This window comes from Gilliamella sp., assembly GCF_024104075.1.
GTDB lineage: Bacteria > Pseudomonadota > Gammaproteobacteria > Enterobacterales > Orbaceae > Gilliamella > Gilliamella bombi.
In genome coordinates, this window is sequence record NZ_JAGGHR010000012.1 from 1 (window position 1) to 23246 (window position 23246).

The following is a 23246-nucleotide window of genomic DNA, read 5'->3' on the forward strand; positions in this document are numbered from 1 at the left end:
ATTTTGATGCTGTGATAAAGCAAGCATATTAATATTGTGGTGCTATAAGTGTGTTTTTTCTCTAAAATCGCTCAGATAGACTATTGATTTTATTGAATTTTTGCCTCCAATCAAATCAAACGGTTATAGTTGACTGTGGTGTTGTTTGAGTTGTGATTTTAGCGGCTTTTGCATTGGTTTTATCTCTTTCGAGGTAGAAAATAGTGTATATTAGGTTTAAATTGATTATAACCATTTTGAACCAAGAAATAATGAATATAAAAAAAACGCTCGCTATTTGTGGTTACAGTGGTAGTGGTAAAACTACCTTGTTGGCAAAGGTTATTCCGCTACTTGTTGAGCAGGGCTTTAAGGTGGCGACTTTAAAACATACGCATCACGATGTTGAATTTGATATTCCAGGAAAAGATAGCTATAAATTGCGTAAAGCTGGATCGTTACAAACAATTGTGGCTTGTGATAACCGTTACGCTTTAATTTGTGAAACACCCAATAAACCTGCCAATTTGCAGACTTTAATTAATCAATTTTCTGATGTTGATATTATTTTAGTTGAGGGCTTTAAAGATGAGCAAATTCCTAAAATTATTTGTCACCGAAGCTCCGTTAAAAAACCGTTTTTTATTGATGATTTTACTTTGGCTATTGCTAGTGATGAGCCGTTAGATGCTTTTTTACCCATTTTGGATATAAACAACCCACTTCAACTTGTTGAATTTATAAAAAGTTATTTATTTAATCAATAATATATCGTATCTTATTTGCTAATTTTTTACGTTATTTTATCTAAATCAGCATGAAGCCCTTATTCAGAAAATTTTTAAACATAACTAAAAAAGCGATAATTGGATTTATGCTATTATCTATCTTTTCGACCTTAGTAATGCGTTGGGTGAATCCACCTTTCGGTTCTATGTTAATGATAGAACGTAAGATAATGCATTGGAATACACCACAACAACGAATCTGGAAAGACTTGGACGAAATTTCAGATAATATAAAAATTGCGGTAATCGCTTCAGAAGATCAAAATTTTCCTGTGCACTGGGGATTTGATTTTAACGCTATCCGCCTAGCGCTAAATCATAATCAAAATAGCAAAAATATTAAAGGTGCTAGCACAATTACTCAGCAAGTCGCTAAAAATATCTTTTTATGGCCAACTCGTAGTTGGATTCGCAAAGGAATGGAGTCTTGGTTTACATTATGGATAGAACTTTTTTGGTCAAAAGAGCGTATTCTTGAGGTCTATTTAAACTGTGCAGAATGGGGAGAAGGTATTTTTGGCATTGAAGCTGCTTCTCAGTATTATTTTAATGTAAGTGCCAATCAATTAACTTCACAGCAAGCAAGTTTACTTGCGGCAGTATTACCTAATCCTAGACGCTGGAGCCCAATTAAACCAAGTGAACGAGTAAAAAAGAGAACCAAATGGATTCATGCCCAAATGAGTAATTTAGGCAACAAAAATTATCTTAAACAACTAAAGTAGCAATTTGCTTTAGATGAATTTTTTGATAAATTCAGGAACAATTTTACTTGCTGGTCCGTAAATTTTGGTTTGAAACAGACTTTCACCTAAGCTGGGCTCTAAATTAAGTTCAACCGTTTTAGCACTTGTTTGGTTAGCGATTTGTACAAAACCAGCAGCAGGATAGACATTACCTGATGTGCCAATGGATATAAAATAATCAGCTTGTGAAAGCGCATCATAAATTTGTTCCATTTGTAGCGGAATTTCACCAAACCAGACTATATGTGGGCGAATGAATTTGTTTTGTTGATAATCCACATCGTTAAAGCAATCAATTATCTGTCCTGTTTTTTCATTACGCACTTTTAATAATTCACCATGCATGTGAATAATATTTTTAGATCCAGCTTGTTCATGTAAGTTATCCACATTTTGTGTCACAATTAAGAGGTTATCACTACCTAATTTCTGTTCTAATTCAGCTAGCGCAAAGTGGGCTGCATTAGGCTTAACATCTGGATTTTGTAATTTACGGCGTAACATATTATAAAAATCATGTACCGCTGTTGGGTTGCGTATATAGCCTTCGTAAGTTGCTACATCATTAACATCATAACCTTCCCATAATCCATTTTGGGCACGAAAGGTTGATAAACCCGATTCAGCCGAAATACCGGCACCGGTTAGAATAACTATTTTTGGTATCTTCATAATTGGTATATGCTCTTTTTTCAGATTTTCGCCAAAATAAATATTAAGCAGTATTCACCTTATATAACTTAATTTCATTTTTGTGTGACAATATTCAACCATTGGCGGAATGTCGATGAACTTGATTATAATAGATTTCAATATATTCAAATAGCGCTTTATTTGCTTATTCTCGTTTGTGTCAATGTTGATTTCTATTCCGGCTTTGTGTTTATGGCATGATTGGCTTATCAAAAGATGATTATACGACATTATTTGTAATGTCTTGTATTATTGGGTGGTGTGCTCATTGGATTGAAGAACTCAATTTTGATGATTGTCAGTTATTCGCCATGCCTATAAAGATATCGTTGAATTCGTGCTGTTTACACCTTAAGAAGATCGTTAAACCAAACATTCGCCAGTATTTGCTGTCGGTATCAATAAAATTAAGTTTATTAAAAAAGCATGGTTATTTAAAGTAATAGTTTGTAGACTATGCTTCATTATCAGTTTTAGGCTGTATACTTTGTATATAATTTGAATATGAATCTTTTAAAATCTTTAGCTACTGTCAGCTCAATGACGATGGTGTCTCGTGTATTAGGTTTTGTGCGTGATGCCATTATTGCACGCTTTTTTGGCGCAGGTATGGCCACCGACGCATTTTTTGTTGCTTTTAAACTTCCTAATTTACTCCGCCGTATTTTTGCAGAAGGCGCTTTTTCACAAGCGTTTGTACCAATTTTGGCTGAATATAAAAATCAACAAGGAACTGAGGCAACTCGCACATTTATTGCTTATATTGCTGGATTATTAACTTTAGTCTTGGCGTTGGTCACGCTAATTGGAGTTATCACTGCGCCTTTTATCATTATGCTAACTGCGCCTGGATTTATGCAAGAATCAACTGAAAAATTTGAACTTGCAACTACCATGCTACGCATAACCTTTCCTTATATCTTTTTTATATCGTTGGCATCACTTGTTGGAGCCATCCTTAATACATGGAATCGGTTTTCTGTCCCTGCTTTTGTTCCAACACTACTCAATGTGAGTATGATTGTATTTACCCTATTTTTAACGCCTTACTTTAATCCACCAGTATTGGCACTTGCTGTATCTGTTGGTGTTGGTGGGATTTTACAATTGCTTTACCAGCTACCTTATTTAAAGAAAATTGGCATGCTAGTATTACCGCGTATTAGCTTAAAAGATAGCGGTGTTTGGCGGGTTTTAAAACAAATGGGACCAGCAATTTTAGGGGTGTCTGTAGGGCAAATATCTTTAATTATTAATACTATTTTTGCTTCATTTCTAGTTTCAGGCTCGGTTTCGTGGATGTATTATGCTGATCGCTTAATGGAGTTTCCTGCTGGAGTGCTTGGTGTAGCATTAGGCACCATTTTACTGCCATCATTAGCAAAAAGCTTTTCTAAAGGTGATCATAAACAATATTGTGAATTGTTAGATTGGGGATTACGCCTTTGTTTTTTATTGGCTCTACCGAGTACAATTGCATTAGGGGTTATTTCTCGCCCACTTATATCAACGCTATTTGAATATGGACAATTTACCTTAAATGATACCTTAATGACACAGCGAGCCTTAGTTGCTTATTCTATAGGTCTACTTGGATTGATTTTGATTAAAGTGCTAGCTCCAGCCTTTTATTCGCGTCAGGATATTAAAACACCAGTTAAAATTGCAATTATTACATTAATTTTAACACAGCTAATGAATCTTGCTTTTATTGGTCCATTACAACATGCTGGTCTTTCGCTATCAATTGGCTTAGCCGCTTGCTTTAATGCTGGATTATTATATTGGCAGTTGCGTAAAAAACAGCTTTATCAACCCCAACCTGGTTGGCGTTGCTTTTTGAGTAAAATCGTCATTGCGGTAATTCTAATGTCTGCAATATTGTGGTTCGGTTCACAGTTATTACCTGATTGGTCAACTGGTTCAATGTTGATTCGTATCGGGCGATTATTTTTATTGGTTATTGTGGGTATTTTAGTCTATTTTGCATCATTGATTGCCATGGGATTTAAGATAAAACACTTTATTAAACGAATTGATTAATAATAAGCATTGGATAAAAATAAATTGACTTTTTGTCAAAAAGTTTCAGGTTACTATGTGTTTTAGTAAAAAATTAATAAAGATATAAGATAAAAGTCTCTTTCTTTACTCTATTCATTATAGGTAGTCTAATTTAATCTACTCATAGTTTAGTGGTAAAGACTTTAGTGAGTTTAATTCTGTTTGGATTTTGTTGTATCACTTTAAACTGTTAATCTGTTATCAAGAAGATTTATCAACTTTACCTATTCAGTCAGTTTAAGTATATAATAGTCGCCTTGCTGATAAAATAGTCAAATGGAGGTTGTAATGATCACCCATATTAGCCCATTAGGATCAATGGATCTACTTGCTCAGGCAGAAGTCGATATTCTGAAAAAATCGGCCAATAGCGAACTTTATAAATTATATAGAAATTGTTCGTTAGCAACACTAAATGCAGGTAGTAAAACCGATAATACGAAAGATCTATTAGATAGATTCCAGTCTTTCGAAATTAATGTGATTAGTAAAGAGCGAGGCGTCAAGTTAGAGTTGGTTAATGCTCCAGAAAGCGCTTTTGTTGATGGTCGGATTATTCGTTCAATTCAAGCTAATTTGTTTGCAGTATTACGCGATATCCTTTTTTTGAATAGTCAAATCAGTGCAGTTAAAGAGCTTATTTCCGATTTCAAATTTGAACGGGATCATTCGTTTTATATTACAAACCTTGTTTTTTCTATTTTACGCAATGCCAATGCGCTCCATGTGGGTGAAGAGCCAAATTTGGTTGTCTGCTGGGGTGGACATTCGATTAATGAAAATGAATACTATTATGCTCGTCAAGTCGGTATGCAACTTGGTTTGCGTGAACTTAACATTTGTACTGGTTGTGGTCCAGGTGTTATGGAAGCACCAATGAAAGGTGCTGCTGTCGGTCATGCGCAACAACGTTATAAAGAAAGCCGTTTTATTGGCATGACCGAACCGTCAATTATTGCAGCAGAACCGCCTAATGCATTAGTCAATGAATTGATTATTATGCCCGATATCGAAAAACGCCTTGAAGCGTTTGTACGAATGGCTCATGGTATTATTATCTTCCCTGGTGGACCAGGCACCGCTGAGGAGTTGCTTTATATTCTGGGTATTTTATTAAACCCTGCAAATAAACACCAAACCCTACCTCTTATTCTGACTGGACCTAAAGAATGCGAAGATTATTTTGCTTCAATAGATAATTTTATTCGTAGCACATTAGGCGATGAGGCAACTAAACTTTATCAAATTATTATCGATTCACCTGAACAAGTAGCTCGTATTATGAAAGAGGGTGTTAAACATGTTAAAGCTTCACGCTTAAAAACAGGCGATGCTTATGGGTTTAATTGGCTATTAAAAATCGATGAATCGTTACAACATACTTTCGAACCTACTCACGCTAATATGGCTTCATTAAATCTTCATCGTGAGCAACCTGTCGAGCTGTTAGCCGCTGATTTGCGTCGTGCGTTTTCTGGTATTGTTGCAGGAAATGTTAAAGAATTTGGTATGAAGCAAATTGCCGAAAATGGTCGATACAAATTACAAGGTGATATTGAAATTATGCAGCAACTTGATAATTTATTGCGTAGTTTTGTTAAACAAAACCGAATGAAATTGCCAGGAGGAAGCGCTTATCAACCTTGTTATGAAATTTGTTATTAAACAATAATATTAACCCATTTAATAAAATTGAATCCAACTTTAATCCGCCGATAATCTTATTGGCGGATTAATTTTAACTATTACTATTTTATCTGGTTTTTAAAAATCACCTAAAATATCTAGTGCTTCTGACACTTTTTTAACTGCAAAAATCTGCATATTTTCGGGCTTCTTCTTCGGCATATTGGCAATAGGTACAATTGCTTTTTTAAAACCATGTTTAGCCGCTTCAGAGATTCGTTCTTGTCCGCTTGGTACTGGTCGAATTTCGCCACCAAGACCAATTTCACCAAAAATAACGATATCTTGTGGCAACGGGCGATTGCGAAAACTTGATACAAGTGCTGCAATCAATGCCAAATCAGCACTTGTTTCGGTAACTTTTACACCACCAACAACGTTAACAAAAATATCTTGATCGGCCATTTGCAATCCCCCGTGCCTATGCAATACTGCAAGCAATAATGCAAGCCGATTTTGATCTAATCCTACAGTCACACGTCTTGGATTACCATACATCGAGTGATCGACTAGTGCTTGGATTTCGACCAGTAATGGGCGAGTACCTTCCCACAATACCATTACCGAACTACCCGGTAGCATTTCATCTCCACGGCTTAAAAAGATTGCTGATGGGTTGCTAACCTCTTTTAAACCTTGTTCTGTCATAGCAAATACACCCAGCTCATTTACTGCTCCAAAACGGTTTTTATGGCTGCGTAGAGTTCTAAAACGAGAATCAGCATCACCATCTAATAAAATTGAACAGTCAATACAGTGCTCAAGTACTTTTGGACCAGCAAGAGAGCCATCTTTAGTAACATGCCCAACCATAATAATGGCAATACCTTTTGTTTTGGCAAAACGAGTTAAATAAGCCGCTGTTTCGCGTACTTGTGCAACACTACCAGGCGAAGATTGGATATCAGTAAGGTGCATCACTTGGATAGAGTCAATCACCATTAATTTAGGCTGGGACTGATCAGCCAATAAACAGATTTGCTCAATACTGGTTTCGGACAACATATTAATATTATCCGCAGGTAACCCTAATCGATGGGCACGCATTGCAACTTGTTGGAGTGATTCTTCACCAGTAACATAAAGTGTATTCATTTGTGATGAGAGTTTACTCATGGTTTGCAGTAATAACGTACTTTTACCTGCTCCGGGATTCCCTCCTATGAGAATGGCACTCCCTGGTACAACACCACCACCAAGCACACGATCAAATTCTGAAAAACCGGTTGAAAATCTTGGCAGTGCCTCTAAACTGATTTCGGACAATTTTTGAATTTTGGCTTGCCCAATCCCGCTACCTGCATAACCCGTTAATCTGTCGTTACGTGAAGAGGTGCTTGCAAGCCTAACTTCGGTAATGGTGTTCCAAGCATGGCATGAGCTACATTGCCCTTGCCAACGTGGGTAATCTGCTCCACAATCATTACAAACATAAGCACGTTTTACTGCTTTTGCCAATTTAATCTCCTAACCTTCACTTAATAAACTAGTGGATAAAATACACCATAAACCTGTTAAATCTGCATAATTAATACTAATTCGTGCTTTTTCGACAACTTTAGGTTTACCATGATAAGCAACACCTAGACCAGCAATACGAATCATCATCAAATCATTGGCTCCATCACCAATTGCGACAGTTTGTTCAATGGGAATTTCCAACGATGCTGCTAGTTGTTGTAATGTCCTTGCTTTATATTTTGCATCAACAATTTGACCAGAAACTTTACCAGTTAATTTTCCATGTTTGATTTCTAATTCATTAGCATAAACGTCAACTAATTTTAACTTTTGCTTTAAATGATCCGCAAAATAGGTAAAACCGCCTGAGGCAATAGCTACATGCCAATTTTTTTTATGCAGTTCTTTTACTAAATAAGTAAGCCCAGGAGTAAGTGGTAAATTATCTTTAACTTGATCTAAAATAGCTTGATGTGCGCCTTTTAAGGTTGCCACACGTTTTCGCAAACTTGTGGCAAAATCAAGTTCACCACGCATAGCTTGTTCAGTTACCGCTGCAACTTGCTGCCCTACACCATGCAATTTGGCCAGTTCATCAATACATTCAATGCCAATCGCTGTCGAATCCATGTCCATAACAAGTAACCCCGGGGAGCGTAGCGTGGGTAAATTATCGATTGGGGCAACATCAATACCTAATGCTAATGATATCGATTTAGCTTTTTTAGGTATCACCCCTGCAATACGAACAATCTGATAAGTTTTGATTTTCCATGATGAAACAATCACCATTGGCATAGCAAGTTGATCTTGGAATTTTGATAAGACTGTTTTATTTAACTTTTTACCATAAATAATCCAGCCTGTTTTACCTGCATTATAATCTAAAGGAACCACTTCACAGCCATTTAATGACAGCGGTAAACCTTGCCAATGTTGGATATTTTCAGGTAAATCATTGTAGGTGAGAGTATAAGCCATATCTGAACATCTTTATAAGATAAAACAAGCCCAAAATTTATCACAACTACTAAAGATTGTCCAAATTAGGATTGTGTGATTTTTTTAGTTTTTTATACTTAAACACATAGTTACCTGAAACTTTTTAACAAAAATAAAAGGGCAAATTATACTTTCTTTAATACTGCATAAAAGAAACCATCACCACCATTTTCAGTAGGTAAAAATTGTTTAAGTTCACCTTGTAATTTGGCACTGGTGTTTTCATGCAAAAAACGCTCAATTTGTAATTTATTTTCGTCTGGTAGGATTGAACAAGTGGCATAAACCAAAGTACCACCAGTTTTTAAATAAACCCAGATTTTAGTTAAAATAGCGTATTGTAATTCGGTCAACTGCATGATATCACTATCTCGGCGTAACCATTTTATATCTGGATGACGGCGGATAACGCCTGTTGCTGAACAAGGCGCATCAAGTAAAATGCGATCAAATTGTTGCCCTTCACACCATAGTTCTGGGGTTAATCCATCACCAACTTTAACTTCGGCATGTAAGTTTAATCGAGTTAAATTTTCGTGAATGCGCTTCACTCGGCTAGGCTCAATATCCACCGCTAAAACTTGTGCTTTTGGAGCAACTTCTAAAATATGTGTGGTTTTACCACCAGGTGCTGCGCACATATCCAAAATGAGCTCGCCATTTTGCGGTGCTAACAAATAAGCGGCATATTGAGCAGACAGATCTTGTACCGTGACAGCACCCTCATCAAAATAGGGTAATTTATTTACATTGACAGGCGACAATAATCGCAGAGCACTAGGTAACTCTGGAAAGCTATCAGATTCAATTTGTCGTTCAGCAAGTAGTTGTTGGTAATCACTTACTGAATATTGGTTAAGATTAACTCGCAACCACATTGGTGGCTTTTGATTATTAGCATGAACAATAGCTTGCCACTGCTCTGGATAGGCCTGCTTAAGGCGTGTTAATAACCAACTTGGGTGTAATGTCTGCTGGTTTTGTTGCTTGCTGTCTTGCATAAATTGTTGCTGTAATGATGTTTGTTGGCGCAAAAACTTACGCAATACACCATTTACAACCCCTTTAAGCTGTGTTTTTTTGAGAGTATTGACCGCATTAACTGTCTCACCAACTGCAGCATGTGCAGGAATACGGGTATAAAGAATCTGGTAAATACCCACTAACAATAGGTCATGTAAAATTCTATTTTTACCCGTTAACACTTTACTCATCAAGGTATGAATATAAAAGTTGAGTTCTGGTAATACTCGCATCACACCAAAACAGATTTCTTGTACTAACGCCTTATCTTTATCGGCTATTTTGTGGTTTAAAGTTGTCAATGTAGCGCCTAATGACTGTCCTTCTTCTAGCACATTAAAAATAGCTTGCGCACAAATAGCTCTAATATTTTGGGATGATTTTTTATTCATAATGAATAACGACCTTAATTCATTTAATTGGATTAACTTATAAAATTAACGAGCCAACCCAACCAGCAATAAATAATGGAATATTAAAATGGGTAAATGTTGGAATAACACTATCACGAATATGATCATGTTGCCCATCACTATTTAGCCCAGAAGAGGTCGCTAAAATAGTATCTGATGGTGGCGATCCCGCATCACCAATTGCACCTGATGCACCAATTAAGCATACGGTGGCAATTGGTGAAAAACCGAGTTGTACACAAAGTGGGACATATACTGCAGCAATGATAGGAACTGTCGAAAATGAAGATCCAATACCTAATGTAATAACCAGCCCAATTAGCATCATCACAAAAGCGGCAATCACTTTATTACCAGCAAATAATGCTGCACTGTTGTTAACCAAAGGTTCTATTTCATGAGTCTGTTTTAACACTTCGGCAAAACCTTGCGCTGAAATCATTACAAACCCAATCATAGCCATCATTTTGATGCCGTCCGTAAAAACGCCATCAGCTTCGCCCCATTTAATCGAACCCGATACAATAAAGCAAATAAAACCAATTAAGGCACCTAAAATCATTGAACCAGTATAAAGTTGAACAGTAAAAGATAGAATAATCGCCAATAATGAAACAATAAGAGAGCGCTTACTCACATCTTTTAAAGCATCTTGATTTGCCTCTCCACGAATAATTTTATATTCTCTAGGCTTACGATAACTAACAAAAATAGCCCATAATAGACCAGCAAACATGCCTAATGCAGGAATTGCCATTGCATGCATTACATTTACATGGCTAACATCCATTCCTGATGCGGTAATATTTTTTAATAAAATTTGATTTAAAAAGATATTCCCAAATCCTACTGGTAAAAACATATAAGGCGTAATTAATCCAAATGTCATAATACAAGCAATCATTCTTCTATCAAGCTGTAAGCGGGACATCACGTATAAAAGCGGTGGAATTAAAAGCGGAATAAAAGCAATATGAATAGGAATAACATTTTGCGATGAAATACTTACTAACCCAATAATAACAATCAAAATCCACTTGATACGTTTTTTTGCATCGCTTGATGTAAGTTGCTTAATAGCTTTATCAGCCAATAATTCGGGTAAGCCAGATTTTGATATTGCCACTGCAAACGCACCTAACATAGCATAAGAAAGTGCAATATTAGCTCCATTGCTGATCCCAGTATTAAATGCATCAATGGTTTCTTTTAACGATAAATGGCTAAATAGTCCACCAACAAATGCGCCAATTATTAAGCTAATAACGACATGAACACGGCAAAGAGATAAAATTAACATGCAAATTACCGCAACTACAACCGCATTTATTGAAGAAAACAAATCAAGCACTGTATTCATAAAATAAATTCTTATTTAAGAAGAAAACTTATTATTTTAGGCGATAGATGTTGAAAGTGCAATCGATAGTGTATACTCACTCTTTCATCTATATATAAATATATATAAAATTAAAAATGTGTTAATAAAAAATTCTAAAAATAGAACCCTTAACTAAACTGTAGGGCTATTGTGGAGAGTTGTTAATGAGAAATAATATCGACGGACATTTTTTATTGATTGGTTTAATGGCTTACCCTATTCGCCATAGCTTATCCCCTCAAATGCAAAATACCATTTATTCTAAATTAAAGGTACCTTATGTTTATTTAGCATTTGAAGTTGACCAAAAAAAACTCCCTGACGCAATTAAAGGAATTCGAGCATTAGGATTACGCGGCAGTGCCGTGTCCATGCCCAACAAGCAACTAGTCTGCCAATACCTTGATAAGTTAACACCTGCTGTGGAAATGAGTGGTGCGTGTAATACTATTTCAAACGATAATGGTGTTTTAACAGGCTATAACACAGATGGAATGGGCTACATGCGCATGCTCAAAGAAGCCAACATTGATGTGATAGGCAAAAAAATAACCATCCTAGGCGCTGGAGGGGCTGCAACAGCCATTGTTGTGCAAGCTGCTCTTGATGGCGTAAAAGAGATCACTGTCTTTAATCAAAAGGATGAGTGCTATACAAAAATAGAAGCTATTGCGAAAAAATTAAATCAAAATACTCAATGTTATGTACGCGTTATCGATCTGGCCGATAAAGATAAGCTACGCAAAGAAATTTCAGATAGTGTCGTACTTTGCAATGCTACAGGTGTAGGAATGAAACCATTAGAAGGAAAAAGCTTAATTACAGATCCAACAATGTTACCCCCCGATCTTGTTGTTACAGATTGTATTTATAGTCCGCGTAAAACAAAACTACTTGAAATAGCTGAGCAACAAGGTTGTAAAATATTAAATGGTATTGGCATGATGTTATGGCAAGGTGCAGCTCAAATAAAAATTTGGACAGGTGAAGATGCCCCTATTGAATATGTGAAAGAGCAAATGGGTTTTAATGATTAATAAATAATTTCTTATGCTAATGACTTCATTCTACTGTTTTATTTAATACAAAATTAAAACCAGATAAAATTATGGTCTATTAACGGAATTTTTAGCTAACAGGATACAAAATGAAAACACTTACCATCAAAAAACTTGAAATCGGTTCAGGCGCACCCAAAATTATTGTGCCAATTATCGGTAAAACTGAGGCAGAATTAATTGATGAAGTACAGTTTTTACAATCAATTGATTTTGACGTTTTAGAGTGGCGTGTTGATCACTTTATCCACGTTGATAATCTTAATACTGTAAAGTTAGTCGCTAAAAAAATAGCAGATTTACTACCAAATAAACCTATTTTATTCACTTTTAGAACCGCAAACGAAGGTGGAGCTAAGCCATGGCCATTAACATCTTATATCCAATTGAATAAAGAAATGGCTTGTAGTGGGCTTATCGATCTGATTGATGTTGAGATGTTTATTGGTGATGACTATGTAAAAGATATTATCGATGTCGCACACAAACATCAGATATTTGTTGTGGTATCAAATCATGATTTTGAAAAAACGCCATCTAAGAGCGATATCGTCTATCGACTAAAAAAAATGCAAGAACTTGGCGCAGACATTCCCAAAATTGCAGTTATGCCCAACACCGAGGATGATGTATTAACCTTACTAGCTGCCACCACAGAAATGAACAAAAAACACTCAACCACGCCGATTATTACCATGTCAATGGCTGGGCTTGGAACTGTTAGTCGTATTTCTGGTTCGACATTTGGTTCAGCAATGACTTTTGGAGCGGCTAAGAATGCATCGGCACCAGGTCAATTAGATGTTAAACAATTACGATATATTTTAGATGCATTATACCAAAGTCGTAGTTAATTCAACTGAAACTATTTTATTAATCAATTAGCTAAAGAAGGCAAAAAACAGAGAGAGCCATGTAGTTGATATCAATAAACCTTTATATTAGACTTGGATATTGTTATATAAGTTGTTTTTATCAGCTAATTACATGGACTAAAGATTGTGCAAATTTACTAACAGATAAGCAGTAAGAAGTATATACTGCATTAACTATTAAATGCTTTTGCAGACTAAAAACAAAACTGCTTTAAATTTTTAATTTAAACATTCATTTCTCAGTTTAGTTAGAAAGTGCAGAATCTAAGTTAGTTAAATGGATAATTAATAAAAACGTATGAGGTTTATTTTTTTATGTTTTCTTGGTGGACTAAAGTTTATTTTTTTCTAATCCAAATTTTGGTGAAGCTTTTTGTTAAAAGCAAACCAATTCCTACCGATCCAATAACAGAATTAGACCTCGATACCAACAAGCCAATTTTATACGTACTTCCTTATAACTCTCAAATTGATTTGATGGTGGTTCGATCTCTTTGTTTGCAATATAGTTTACCTGATCCATTAGTTGGCATAGATATTAATGGTAAAGTTATTCCAGCTTATATCTATATTGATAAAGGACCTGGTATTTTTGCATCCAATCAACAAAAAAATAAAGCGATTGAAATTTTAAGGGATTATATTTCTGCACATCAACAAAATCATGATCTTGATATTCAGATGCTACCTATTTCGGTCATGTTTGGTCGCCGCCCTGATAAAGAAGGAGAAAAAAAACTTTCACTGCAAGTACTTGGTGCACCTAGTAAATTATTAAAAATAATGACATCAGGCAGAGACTGTTATACACGCTTTTCTCGTACTGTTTCGTTTAAAGATATTCATGTCGATAAACAAGATCTTTCAGTGTTAGCACATAAATTGGCTCGCGTTGCGCGTATTCATTTTGCAAAGCAAAGGATAGCTTCTGTCGGCCCCAAACTGCCCATTCGCCAAGAAATGCTTAATAAATTATTAAATAATCCTGGACTGTCAGAAGCAATACAAGAAGAGGCTAAAAGCAAAAATATTGATATTGACAAAGCGAAAAAAAATGCTTTAGCAATGCTAAACGAAATTGCCGCAAATTTTTCTTATCGTATGTTAAGAATAACTGATTTTGTTCTCACTTGGGCATGGAATAGGCTCTATCAAGGTCTTAAAGTGACAAACGCAGATCCAGTTCGTGAGCTTGCGCAAAACGGACACGAAATTGTGTATGCTCCTTGTCATCGTAGTCATATGGATTACCTTTTATTATCCTATGTGCTTTATCGACAAGGTTTAGTTCCTCCTCATATTGCTGCTGGCATTAATTTAAACTTTTGGCCAGCAGGTCCTATTTTTAGGCGATTAGGTGCATTTTTTATTCGCCGCTCATTTAGAGGAAATAAGCTCTATACTGCCGTTTTTCGTGAATATTTGGCTGAACTATTTATCCGTGGTTATTCTGTTGAGTATTTTATTGAAGGTGGACGCTCACGCACAGGCCGGTTACTCGATCCTAAAACAGGCATGTTGATGATGACAATCCAAACATTATTGCGTGGTGATGCACGCCCAATTACTGTTGTTCCTGTTTATATTGGTTATGAACATGTTTTAGAAGTTGCAACTTATGCCAATGAACTCCGTGGTGCAAAAAAAGAAAAAGAGAGTTTAGGACGCACAATTAAAGCATTTTTCAAATTAAAAAAATTAGGGTTTGGCTATGTTAATTTTGGCCAACCTATACCTTTGAATCAATTTTTAAACCAACAAGTTCCTGATTGGCGAAATGAAATAGAACCAACTGGTACACAGCGCCCTAGTTGGTTAACACCAACAACCAATTTACTTGCTAAACAAATTATGGAGCATATTAACTCTTCAGCTGCAATTAATGCGATGAACTTATGCTGTTCAATATTATTGGCCGCAGACCAACGCGCACTAACCAAAGTAAGGTTACTGGAACATATCGATTATTTTTTAAAATTATTAAAAAATATTCCTTATTCAGATTTGATAACTATTCCAGATCAAACACCTGAAGAATTATTTGAACACGCCAAACAAATGGGTAAATTCATTATTACTACCGATGAAGTTGGTGAAATGGTTGGACTTACAACTGAACAAGCAGTATTAATGACCTATTACCGAAATAATATTCAGCATTTACTGATTATTCCTGCAATCGTAGCTAGAATTGTGCTCAAATATAACCAAATATCATCTGGCGAAATATTAGAACAAGTAAGACGATTTTTCCCTTTAATAAAATCAGAACTATTCCTTTATCATAATAACGAACAGCTAACTGTATATGTACAACAAATCATAGCAACTTATGCCAAATTGAATTTAATTAGCGACTCGACAGATAAATTGACAGTAAATTCTTTAAAAATTTCGGGATTACAATTAATTGCTTCATCTTCTAAAGATACTTTACAACGTTATGCTATTGCGTTTTCTTTATTGCAAAAAGATCCAACTATTAGCCGTGCAAAACTAGAAAAAGAGGCGCGTCTCATTGCTGAACGGTTATCTGTTTTGCATGGTATTAATGCTCCAGAATTCTTCGACAAAGGTGTATTTTCAACATTAGTCGCATCACTACGAGAGCAAGGTTATTTAGATGATCAGAATGATACCAACTTAGGAAAAATTGAAACCATGAATACAATACTTAAGCCTCTAATTACAGCACGAGTAATGCAAACTATCGACGAAATCAATTTATAACTCAAATAATAAAAAGTCCATAATGAAGCTATTAAACAAAAAAATAATAAGTCATGCTTTTTAGTTAATATGGTTTGGGTGAAAAGAAAAAACAGATGGTATTGAAACTCGAAGAAACACAACAACAATTAACTGATGAAGAACTCAACGAATTTAGTCAATTCGTTGGGAATAAAATTCCCGATGATTTTATCAACTTTTACCGCCAATTTAACGGAGGAACTTTTATACAACTTGATAGTAAAATGAGTAATTATGTTGATGACAAGTTTTTGATTAATTTTTTTAGCATAAAATATGGCATTACAATAGAAAATATTTATGCGCAGTTTAAACGAGATTTCCCGCAGCTACAAGATATGCTCCCTTTTGCTTCTGATCTATACTTGAATTGTTACCTGCTTTCATTAAGGCCTCAAGATAATGGTTGTGTTTACTACTGGTCAGTCGTAGAGCAAAAATTAACACTGCAATTTGAATCATTTAACTGTTTTATTTTATTTTTGGATGAGGTATTACAATCTCTTGACAAAAAATATAAGAAAGATCGCCAGCTAGATATTCTTATATGGGTTTGGGTTATTGCTTCAATTGCGCTCTACATTTATTTCAAAAAATAATCGTTTGTGATAATTATATTTTTGCTAAATAGATAATTAGCATTATAGCGTTCATTTAACTATGAGCTTAATAGAGGCATAGCAACATTATGTGTATATCTTTTTTGCGTAATGAGGTCATCAATTTTTTAAGTTATCATGCGTTATTTAGTTTAAGCTTACAAGCTAGAACAACATATTTGTTTGAAAATGGCATAATAAACCAGCAATCTTGCGAGCATGCTAAACAAGCAATATTTAATAATGATATTTTTGATAATTATAAACCCTCACCGTTATTAAAAAATCGTTATCTCGAAACAAAAATAGAGCAAATTACCGGTAATAAAATAAAGATTATAGATCACCCAGATAGTGGAATATCAGGGGTAGCTTGTACTTGTTGCCAATTTGTGGTGTTTGAAAATGCTGAAGATGCTATTTTTGAAATATGCCCTGTTTGCAATTGGCAGACGGATACATTGGATAAAAATGGTTATAGCAAATTAAACAAAAGTTACTTAACAGATTATAAAAATAATATCGTCACAAAAGAATTGATTGAGCAATACAGTGATGTATTTATAAGAAGGTATTCACCTACCAGCTTAAAATTGAAGCAAGTGTAATTTTCTATATAAATTTTCCTATCACAATGAAAGTATGTAAAATCTGATTTTTTAAACAAAAAACAATCTTTATGGCTAAATAAAATTTGATAATTTATTATTAAGAAGGCCATTAAATAAATTGGTAAACACATTAAAAAATAACAGAATAACAAATGACTAAATAGGAATCTAAAAATGCTACATTCGACAGTTAATGTCAAAATTTATTGGCGATCCATACAACAAGGTGGAAAAAAAACGCTTCCTATAAATACAAAATATTATCCGATCACTGAACCGCTTAAAGATAAGCAGGGTGATATGACAAGTTGGTCATTGGTAATAAATGTTAAAAATAATGAGAACATTAATACTCATGAAAGAATAGGTTTTGGTGAAGCCCATTTTTTAATGAAAAATGCGCCCAGTTACTTACTCAATAAAGGGTTTAAAATAATTATTTATGAGGGACCTAAACAAGTGGCAACTGTTGAAGTACTTTAATTACTGTCTTAAAATACAATTACAAGCTAAAAACATCTACCAACTAGAAAAATAAAGGTAAAATCACATTGAATAAATGGGAGTTTAATCATCAACTCAATCAATTAATTGCTATATTGACTTCCAAAGGTTTTGTTACCAAAGGCTGTAATGACCAACAATTGGCTCAACTTGAACACCAATATGGTCGGCTTCCTGTATATTATAAAATTTTTTTGTCAAAACTAGGCATTAATGCAGGTGATTTTAAACTTGGTACAGCTATATTATTTCATGAAATTGATGATATAAACCAAGGCTCTTTAGTTTTACTGGTCGAGAACAATATTTCTATTCCCACTAATTTCCTTGCTTTTTTATTACATCAAGGTTATTCAAGTCTATTCTTTATGGATAGACATGATGATCCTATGGTCTATTGTTATACAGAAGGTGACGTAATAAAAAATTTAAATTGCAAATTTAGCCAATGCATATCGGCTGAAATAGCATTGTATAAAACGTATCAGACTGAGTAAATGATTTGTTTTTATGCTTTAGTGCATGACAAACCTATTAGGCTCTAAAATCATATTGAATAAAAAGGTTATGGTTATATGAAATATACTAAAAATGAATATATTCGATTAGGGCGAACATTACAAACAACAATTATTGATGATCTTCCCAATAATGCTTCACAATTTACTACTATTGCTATAAATTTTAAAAATAAAAAGTATAGGGTTCTTTACGAAGTTATAAAACTAGTCGATGGTGTGGATTTTTTCGACGAACATGAAACGATTATTGATGAAATTCATGAATTCAATTTGTATCAACAAATGATAGATTATTTAGGCTCTATTGGTATTGATATAGATCAATTGGGGCCAGCAAAAGGATCAAAGATAATATTTTGATTTGGGAAAAGTGTTAAGGTTATTAATTCATTTTTTATATCAAATCATTCATTTCACGAAATAATGCATCAATATCATACAATCACAAACCAAGATAATTATAGGATAATACAACTGAATTTTAGTGATCTTATGCATCTGGATGTTCTGTTATTATGTCCCCTAATTATGCGATCACTCACTAGTCACAATCAAACATGGAAAAAACAATGAAATATTACGCAAAGCTAGTTGCTATAGATCCATATATTGAGGAGCAGGCTACTTTTGATTTTGGTCAATATCAACTTTGCTGTTTTATCAATTCTTCCGCTTGTGCGCTAAATCAGGACAATATTTATCTATTAGAACTTAATTTGTGTTTTATTGACAAGATAAAGCCTGAACTATCTGGAGATAAGCATTTTTCTATTATGCAACAAGCTGATACTTTTGTTCATCATATTAATGGTTATCTATTTGAAAATAGATTAATACTATCGAATCTTGTTTTTCAAGATGATTTATTTTATGATTTTGCTTACTTAAGTGGTAATTTTATTAAGTTTAGTGTTGATAGGCTTTCTATTGATATTTTAAATAACATTTTTTAGATTAAGTATGATAAAAATGATATCCAATGTTGTAGTAAAGCGATTACCTCTCAGGAAACCTGGCAAAATCTATTCACTTGTTGAAGTTGATGGTGTTTGCTGTAATGAAAAACTGAAAGGGGGCTATTTAGAAGCGGCTTTTAGTTATAATGATGATTATATCTTACTTTTTTTGTCACAAAATGGTGACGCTTGGGAAGAGATTTTATCTATTTATTTACTTGATTTAAAAAGGAATAAAATTGTCGAGCGAGCTAGAATTGGTGGTGGCTACTCTTCTTGGTTTGCTGGGAATGGTATTGATGATATTAAAATTTTATCCGATAATACGATAAGTTTTGAATTTATGTCGTTTAAGGATTCTGATGGTTGGTTACTCGAACTTTTTAACAAACCTATAAAAACCTTTCCGTTTGCACTTAGATATCTACCTTACATTTCCCGTCCAATTTCTTCCAAACGCTATTTTTTGATTAAAAAGAATAAAATATCACTTAACTAAAATCTTTGTATTGAAATACTAGATAGTTGTTAAGATGAAAAATTGTTTATAATAAATTATCTATATATTTTTTGAATATTGGTAATCAATATAGCGATGATCGTTGTTGCGAGTTAGGATTTATCTTTAAATAACAATTATATTTACCTTACAATATTACTAAAGAGGCGAAATGGTAGCTAAAATCATTCTGCAAGATACGTTCAATGAGCAAGATTTTCTACGGTTTGCCGAAAATTGGCAGCAAAATGCATCGATCATCATTGAATCAATATTACAACACAACGACGCAAAAAATCGTATTTTTAACTTTGTCTTAAATCATATTCCAGATTCATTTGCCGAAGCAGTGATTGATATTTTTCTGGAAGATAGTGATTTTATTATTAGTGATGAGGATCTGCTAAAATGTGTAAGGCAAGGCTCCATCGGTTTAAAACAGAGCATACGTTATCGAAAAAAGACACCTCAATATATTCTTAATTTATGTAACCAAGAATAATCAACGCATTACCAATATCAAGGAATATAAAAGATGCTAGATTTTTCCTACTTATCAGATCAAAAAGACAGTAAGCCATCTCTTGTGTTAAGTGATAAAAAAGTGCAATTACTTGAGCAAGCTTTTATCGATTTAAAGCGGAAAACAGGCATCATGATTGATGTCTATGGTCGAAACAGAATCTATCCCGATCATCAAAAAATATTAATCAACTTGTTACAAAAACATAACGACAGCGAAATCCAAAAACTAATTATGCTACTTAAGCAAGCTGTGAGTGAAGACGAAGTGATTATTGCCGATGGTGATTAAATGAATACATTGCTTATTGAAATATACTGACAATCATTTAATATGCCATTATACTGATGTCTGAATATTGAAAGTATCTTAACCTTTTAATTTTTTTTGAAAATGATGAATTTTATTACTATACGAGATATGCTTTCTAACATAGAAGACATGCCATACAGTTTTTTTTATCTTCCCGCTGATCACTCATCTTGGACACTTGATACCCAAGGAGTTTTTAGTCTTGAGGATGAAGATATTTTAGATGATGATGATTCAAACCTGCCTAAACAAGCTATAGAAGAAGGTTGGATACCAACGCTAGAAAAAGCCGAAATTGAAGATATTATTAGCGTGGCTAACAATGAATTAGATAATCCAACATTAGAGGATTTATTTAGCTCTTTTGTCTTTTATTTTAAAAACGATGCTTTTTTACAGTATGATGATTTATAACAATAAAAAAACAGTTGACTTGATATCAAACTTATCTGATAAACTCAATCAATTAGGTATTTTATTACAATCGAATATTGCTAGGCAGTTTAAATTAACTGATATGGCTAGTTATATACATGTTAATATCTTGAAACAACAAATTTATCTGCGTTTCAAATTATCAATTAACAGTATGGAACTATTTGATAATGATATTGTTAATATTCGCATCACAAACGATATGATACATATAACTTGCCTTGTCTATTCAAATTATGGAGTGGATAAAGTAATGGAATATCAAGATAATCTTAATAATTTTGAATTATCTATTTTCGACAACATTGCTCTTAAACTACTGTTATGTTTTAAATCACATATTAATTTTATAGCATAATACCATGTTGCAACCAGAATTGATTAAATAGGATAGCAAAAATGAAAGAAATATGGGTATTTAATGGTGAAGGAGCAAACTTTCCTGCTGGTATATTCACCTCGTTAACTGAAGCTAAAACTTGGATTGAAAAACATCAATTATCTGGTGTATTAACCCGTTATCCTGTGAATACTGGGGTGTATGATTGGGCCATTGCTAATGATTTGTTTACTGCCAAACAAACGTGGCATACAAAACCTGCCTTTATTGAATCTTTTACCTGTGCCTCAATGGAACACTACCATTTTGAAGCAGGACAACAGCAATAGCACTAAAACATTACTAATCATTAAAACTATTCTGTATAGAAAAAAGCCAAGTTATGTACACAACAATCCATTAACGCATTGACAAAAAAGGAAATAAGTGGTGGAAGAATTTTTCATATTACTTAAAAAAAAGGGAATAAATTATTTTATTAAAAACAATAAAATAACCATTAATGGTAATGTGGACTTATATCATACAAATATTAAGACACTTCCTAATAATTTATCAATTAGTGGGCATCTAAATTTAGCTCATTCACATATAGAAGAATTACCTCAAAATTTAACGATTGGTGGCAATCTAAATTTAAATTATACCCATATCCAGACATTGCCTGATAATCTATCAGTTGGTGGTAATTTATATTTAGCTTACAGCGATATTAAAACATTACCTAACACTTTTTTTTGTGGAGGAAATTTAGATTTAGACTCATCAAAAATAGAATCGTTACCTGATAACTTAACCGTACTTGGTAACTTAATTTTGCAATATACTAAGATAAAAGCATTACCTGAACATATCACAGTTAAGGGAAATTTAAATTTATACGATACTCAAATTGAAGTATTACCAACATATTTATCAATTGGTGGGGGATTAGATTTAAGCTATACAAATATCACAAGTTTACCAGAAAAGTTCTCTATTAATGGTAATTTAGCATTAAGTGGCACTAAATTAACAAACCTGCCTGAAGGCCTTTCTGTTTCTGGAAGTTTAGAACTTGAATATACTGAGATTCAAACATTGCCACGTAATCTTACTATAGGTGGTAATTTAGATTTATTTCACACGCAAATCAATAAATTATCAGAAAATTTATCAGTTGGAGGTTATCTAAGTTTACAAAATCAAAAAATTAACACCTTGCCCGAAAATTTATCCGTAAACGGAACTTTATACATTGATGAGACAGAGATTAAACGATTACCAGAAAGTTTACAGGTAAATCATGTACTGATTTTAGATATCGAAAAAATCGAAAATATTGTTTATTATAAAAATCTTGAAGGGTTTGCTTCAACAATTTTCTCTTGTTGGATCAATAATGAATTTACTATTGTTGCCGCTCGTTTTTTAGGTGCACTTAAAACATTTGAAGAATATGTTGATAAAAATGAATCCTATGAAAATGCAATCAATTACAAAATCGCAGCTAGAGAATGTGTAGAAAAATTAGCTAAAAAACTGAATAAACCTTTTTTATCTAACAGCCTCTAATCTGTCTGATAATTATGGTAAAAACAAAGATATTAATCCAGTAATCTTGTAAATATGTAAGATAATATCTTACTATTCATTACCTAATAGGTATTTAAATTTATGGCGCTAGATTTTATTATCAACTTTGACAATCAGCAATCAGAAATATTTACCATGAGCGAAGATCTTCATGGAAAAATATTTAGTACATCAACCTGCTGGAAAAGTCTTAAACAATTAAAAAGAATTCGTGACTATTACACCGTTAATGTTGTGTTTAATGCTAGCAATTTGGCAATATTGATAACTGATTTAACGCAAATTATGTCACAAATTGAAAATTTTATTCCTGAACTGCAACGGATCATCATCACGCTCAAACAAAAAAATATTAAACAATTACGTGTTACTGGTGATTAACTATTTAGTTATTGAATAATGGATATCAAATACTTAGCCATACGTTTTAGTAATAAAACTTATTATGATA

The 23246-nt window shown here is 33.6% G+C and carries 26 protein-coding genes and 1 pseudogene; 22 read left to right on the forward strand and 5 right to left on the reverse strand.

Annotated elements, in window-relative coordinates; genetic code table 11:
• Nucleotides 1-251 precede the first annotated feature (251 nt).
• Both mobB and mtgA read left to right on the forward strand, forming a co-directional pair.
• On the forward strand, nt 252-746 hold the full coding sequence (gene mobB, locus J6569_RS05030) for a molybdopterin-guanine dinucleotide biosynthesis protein B (RefSeq protein ID WP_296300411.1): 495 nt from the start codon (nt 252-254) through the stop codon (nt 744-746).
• 50 nt (nt 747-796) lie between these two features.
• A complete protein-coding gene (gene mtgA, locus J6569_RS05035) occupies nt 797-1492 on the forward strand; it encodes a monofunctional biosynthetic peptidoglycan transglycosylase (RefSeq protein WP_296300412.1) in 696 nt (231 codons plus the stop codon).
• A 9-nt stretch (nt 1493-1501) separates the two neighbouring features.
• Here mtgA and cobB read toward each other — a convergent pair whose 3' ends face one another.
• Entirely contained in the window at nt 1502-2185 is a 684-nt protein-coding gene (gene cobB, locus J6569_RS05040; RefSeq protein ID WP_296317920.1) for a Sir2 family NAD+-dependent deacetylase, read from the reverse strand.
• A 183-nt stretch (nt 2186-2368) separates the two neighbouring features.
• Here cobB and J6569_RS11245 point away from each other — a divergent pair.
• From J6569_RS11245 to ppnN, 3 genes and pseudogenes are all read left to right on the forward strand, one after another.
• Nucleotides 2369-2561: pseudogene (locus tag J6569_RS11245) on the forward strand (citrate/2-methylcitrate synthase); the annotation flags it as partial.
• A gap of 149 nt (nt 2562-2710) precedes the next feature.
• The gene (gene murJ / locus J6569_RS05045) at nt 2711-4249 is read left to right on the forward strand and encodes a murein biosynthesis integral membrane protein MurJ (RefSeq protein ID WP_085164982.1); all 1539 of its coding nucleotides are present in this window, start codon (nt 2711-2713) and stop codon (nt 4247-4249) included.
• Nucleotides 4250-4558: 309 nt separating this feature from the next.
• Nucleotides 4559-5935, forward strand: coding sequence for a nucleotide 5'-monophosphate nucleosidase PpnN (gene ppnN / locus J6569_RS05050; RefSeq protein ID WP_034913512.1), 1377 nt, complete (start codon nt 4559-4561; stop codon nt 5933-5935).
• A 99-nt stretch (nt 5936-6034) separates the two neighbouring features.
• Here ppnN and radA read toward each other — a convergent pair whose 3' ends face one another.
• The 4 genes from radA to J6569_RS05070 all read right to left on the reverse strand — a co-directional run bounded on the left by radA (nt 6035) and on the right by J6569_RS05070 (nt 11215).
• Nucleotides 6035-7414 (reverse strand): DNA repair protein RadA, encoded by a 1380-nt coding sequence (gene radA / locus J6569_RS05055; protein ID WP_065626240.1) that lies wholly within the window; start codon nt 7412-7414, stop codon nt 6035-6037.
• A 9-nt stretch (nt 7415-7423) separates the two neighbouring features.
• Nucleotides 7424-8398 (reverse strand): phosphoserine phosphatase, encoded by a 975-nt coding sequence (gene serB / locus J6569_RS05060; protein ID WP_065560868.1) that lies wholly within the window; start codon nt 8396-8398, stop codon nt 7424-7426.
• A 146-nt stretch (nt 8399-8544) separates the two neighbouring features.
• A complete protein-coding gene (rsmB, locus tag J6569_RS05065) occupies nt 8545-9834 on the reverse strand; it encodes a 16S rRNA (cytosine(967)-C(5))-methyltransferase RsmB (RefSeq protein ID WP_296317922.1) in 1290 nt (429 codons plus the stop codon).
• A gap of 37 nt (nt 9835-9871) precedes the next feature.
• The gene (locus J6569_RS05070; RefSeq protein ID WP_085164986.1) at nt 9872-11215 is read right to left on the reverse strand and encodes a Na+/H+ antiporter family protein; all 1344 of its coding nucleotides are present in this window, start codon (nt 11213-11215) and stop codon (nt 9872-9874) included.
• A gap of 185 nt (nt 11216-11400) precedes the next feature.
• Between J6569_RS05070 and J6569_RS05075 the strand changes: the two genes are divergently transcribed.
• From J6569_RS05075 to J6569_RS05155, 17 genes are all read left to right on the forward strand, one after another.
• Nucleotides 11401-12273 carry a shikimate dehydrogenase gene (locus J6569_RS05075; RefSeq protein WP_174798926.1) on the forward strand — a complete coding sequence of 291 codons (873 nt, stop codon included), beginning with the start codon at nt 11401-11403 and terminating at the stop codon, nt 12271-12273.
• A gap of 110 nt (nt 12274-12383) precedes the next feature.
• On the forward strand, nt 12384-13148 hold the full coding sequence (gene aroD / locus J6569_RS05080) for a type I 3-dehydroquinate dehydratase (protein WP_085164990.1): 765 nt from the start codon (nt 12384-12386) through the stop codon (nt 13146-13148).
• Between the two features lie 336 nt (nt 13149-13484).
• Nucleotides 13485-15899: a glycerol-3-phosphate 1-O-acyltransferase PlsB gene (gene plsB / locus J6569_RS05085; RefSeq protein ID WP_296300418.1), complete on the forward strand. Its 2415-nt coding sequence runs from the start codon at nt 13485-13487 to the stop codon at nt 15897-15899.
• A 95-nt stretch (nt 15900-15994) separates the two neighbouring features.
• Nucleotides 15995-16519 carry an SMI1/KNR4 family protein gene (locus J6569_RS05090; RefSeq protein ID WP_296317925.1) on the forward strand — a complete coding sequence of 175 codons (525 nt, stop codon included), beginning with the start codon at nt 15995-15997 and terminating at the stop codon, nt 16517-16519.
• A gap of 89 nt (nt 16520-16608) precedes the next feature.
• Complete coding sequence (locus J6569_RS05095) at nt 16609-17127, forward strand: CPCC family cysteine-rich protein (RefSeq protein WP_174798923.1); 519 nt, start codon at nt 16609-16611, stop codon at nt 17125-17127.
• Between the two features lie 177 nt (nt 17128-17304).
• The gene (locus J6569_RS05100; protein ID WP_194240446.1) at nt 17305-17613 is read left to right on the forward strand and encodes a hypothetical protein; all 309 of its coding nucleotides are present in this window, start codon (nt 17305-17307) and stop codon (nt 17611-17613) included.
• Nucleotides 17614-17681: 68 nt separating this feature from the next.
• Nucleotides 17682-18131: a hypothetical protein gene (locus tag J6569_RS05105; RefSeq protein WP_296317929.1), complete on the forward strand. Its 450-nt coding sequence runs from the start codon at nt 17682-17684 to the stop codon at nt 18129-18131.
• A 78-nt stretch (nt 18132-18209) separates the two neighbouring features.
• Nucleotides 18210-18515 carry a hypothetical protein gene (locus tag J6569_RS05110; RefSeq protein ID WP_085164997.1) on the forward strand — a complete coding sequence of 102 codons (306 nt, stop codon included), beginning with the start codon at nt 18210-18212 and terminating at the stop codon, nt 18513-18515.
• A gap of 209 nt (nt 18516-18724) precedes the next feature.
• Nucleotides 18725-19108: a hypothetical protein gene (locus J6569_RS05115; RefSeq protein WP_296300421.1), complete on the forward strand. Its 384-nt coding sequence runs from the start codon at nt 18725-18727 to the stop codon at nt 19106-19108.
• Nucleotides 19109-19124: 16 nt separating this feature from the next.
• Nucleotides 19125-19610, forward strand: a complete 486-nt coding sequence (locus J6569_RS05120; RefSeq protein WP_296317931.1) for a hypothetical protein — start codon at nt 19125-19127, stop codon at nt 19608-19610.
• Nucleotides 19611-19782: 172 nt separating this feature from the next.
• Nucleotides 19783-20112 carry a hypothetical protein gene (locus tag J6569_RS05125; RefSeq protein WP_085165003.1) on the forward strand — a complete coding sequence of 110 codons (330 nt, stop codon included), beginning with the start codon at nt 19783-19785 and terminating at the stop codon, nt 20110-20112.
• Nucleotides 20113-20145: 33 nt separating this feature from the next.
• Nucleotides 20146-20424, forward strand: coding sequence for a hypothetical protein (locus tag J6569_RS05130; RefSeq protein WP_065575069.1), 279 nt, complete (start codon nt 20146-20148; stop codon nt 20422-20424).
• A 129-nt stretch (nt 20425-20553) separates the two neighbouring features.
• The gene (locus J6569_RS05135; protein WP_143422073.1) at nt 20554-20859 is read left to right on the forward strand and encodes a hypothetical protein; all 306 of its coding nucleotides are present in this window, start codon (nt 20554-20556) and stop codon (nt 20857-20859) included.
• Nucleotides 20846-21238 (forward strand): hypothetical protein, encoded by a 393-nt coding sequence (locus tag J6569_RS05140; protein WP_296317933.1) that lies wholly within the window; start codon nt 20846-20848, stop codon nt 21236-21238. Before J6569_RS05135 ends, J6569_RS05140 begins: the two co-directional genes overlap by 14 nt.
• A gap of 41 nt (nt 21239-21279) precedes the next feature.
• Nucleotides 21280-21549, forward strand: coding sequence for a hypothetical protein (locus tag J6569_RS05145; protein WP_085165008.1), 270 nt, complete (start codon nt 21280-21282; stop codon nt 21547-21549).
• Nucleotides 21550-21646: 97 nt separating this feature from the next.
• The gene (locus J6569_RS05150; RefSeq protein ID WP_296317935.1) at nt 21647-22774 is read left to right on the forward strand and encodes a hypothetical protein; all 1128 of its coding nucleotides are present in this window, start codon (nt 21647-21649) and stop codon (nt 22772-22774) included.
• Nucleotides 22775-22876: 102 nt separating this feature from the next.
• On the forward strand, nt 22877-23176 hold the full coding sequence (locus J6569_RS05155; RefSeq protein ID WP_296302156.1) for a hypothetical protein: 300 nt from the start codon (nt 22877-22879) through the stop codon (nt 23174-23176).
• Nucleotides 23177-23246: the final 70 nt, after the last annotated feature.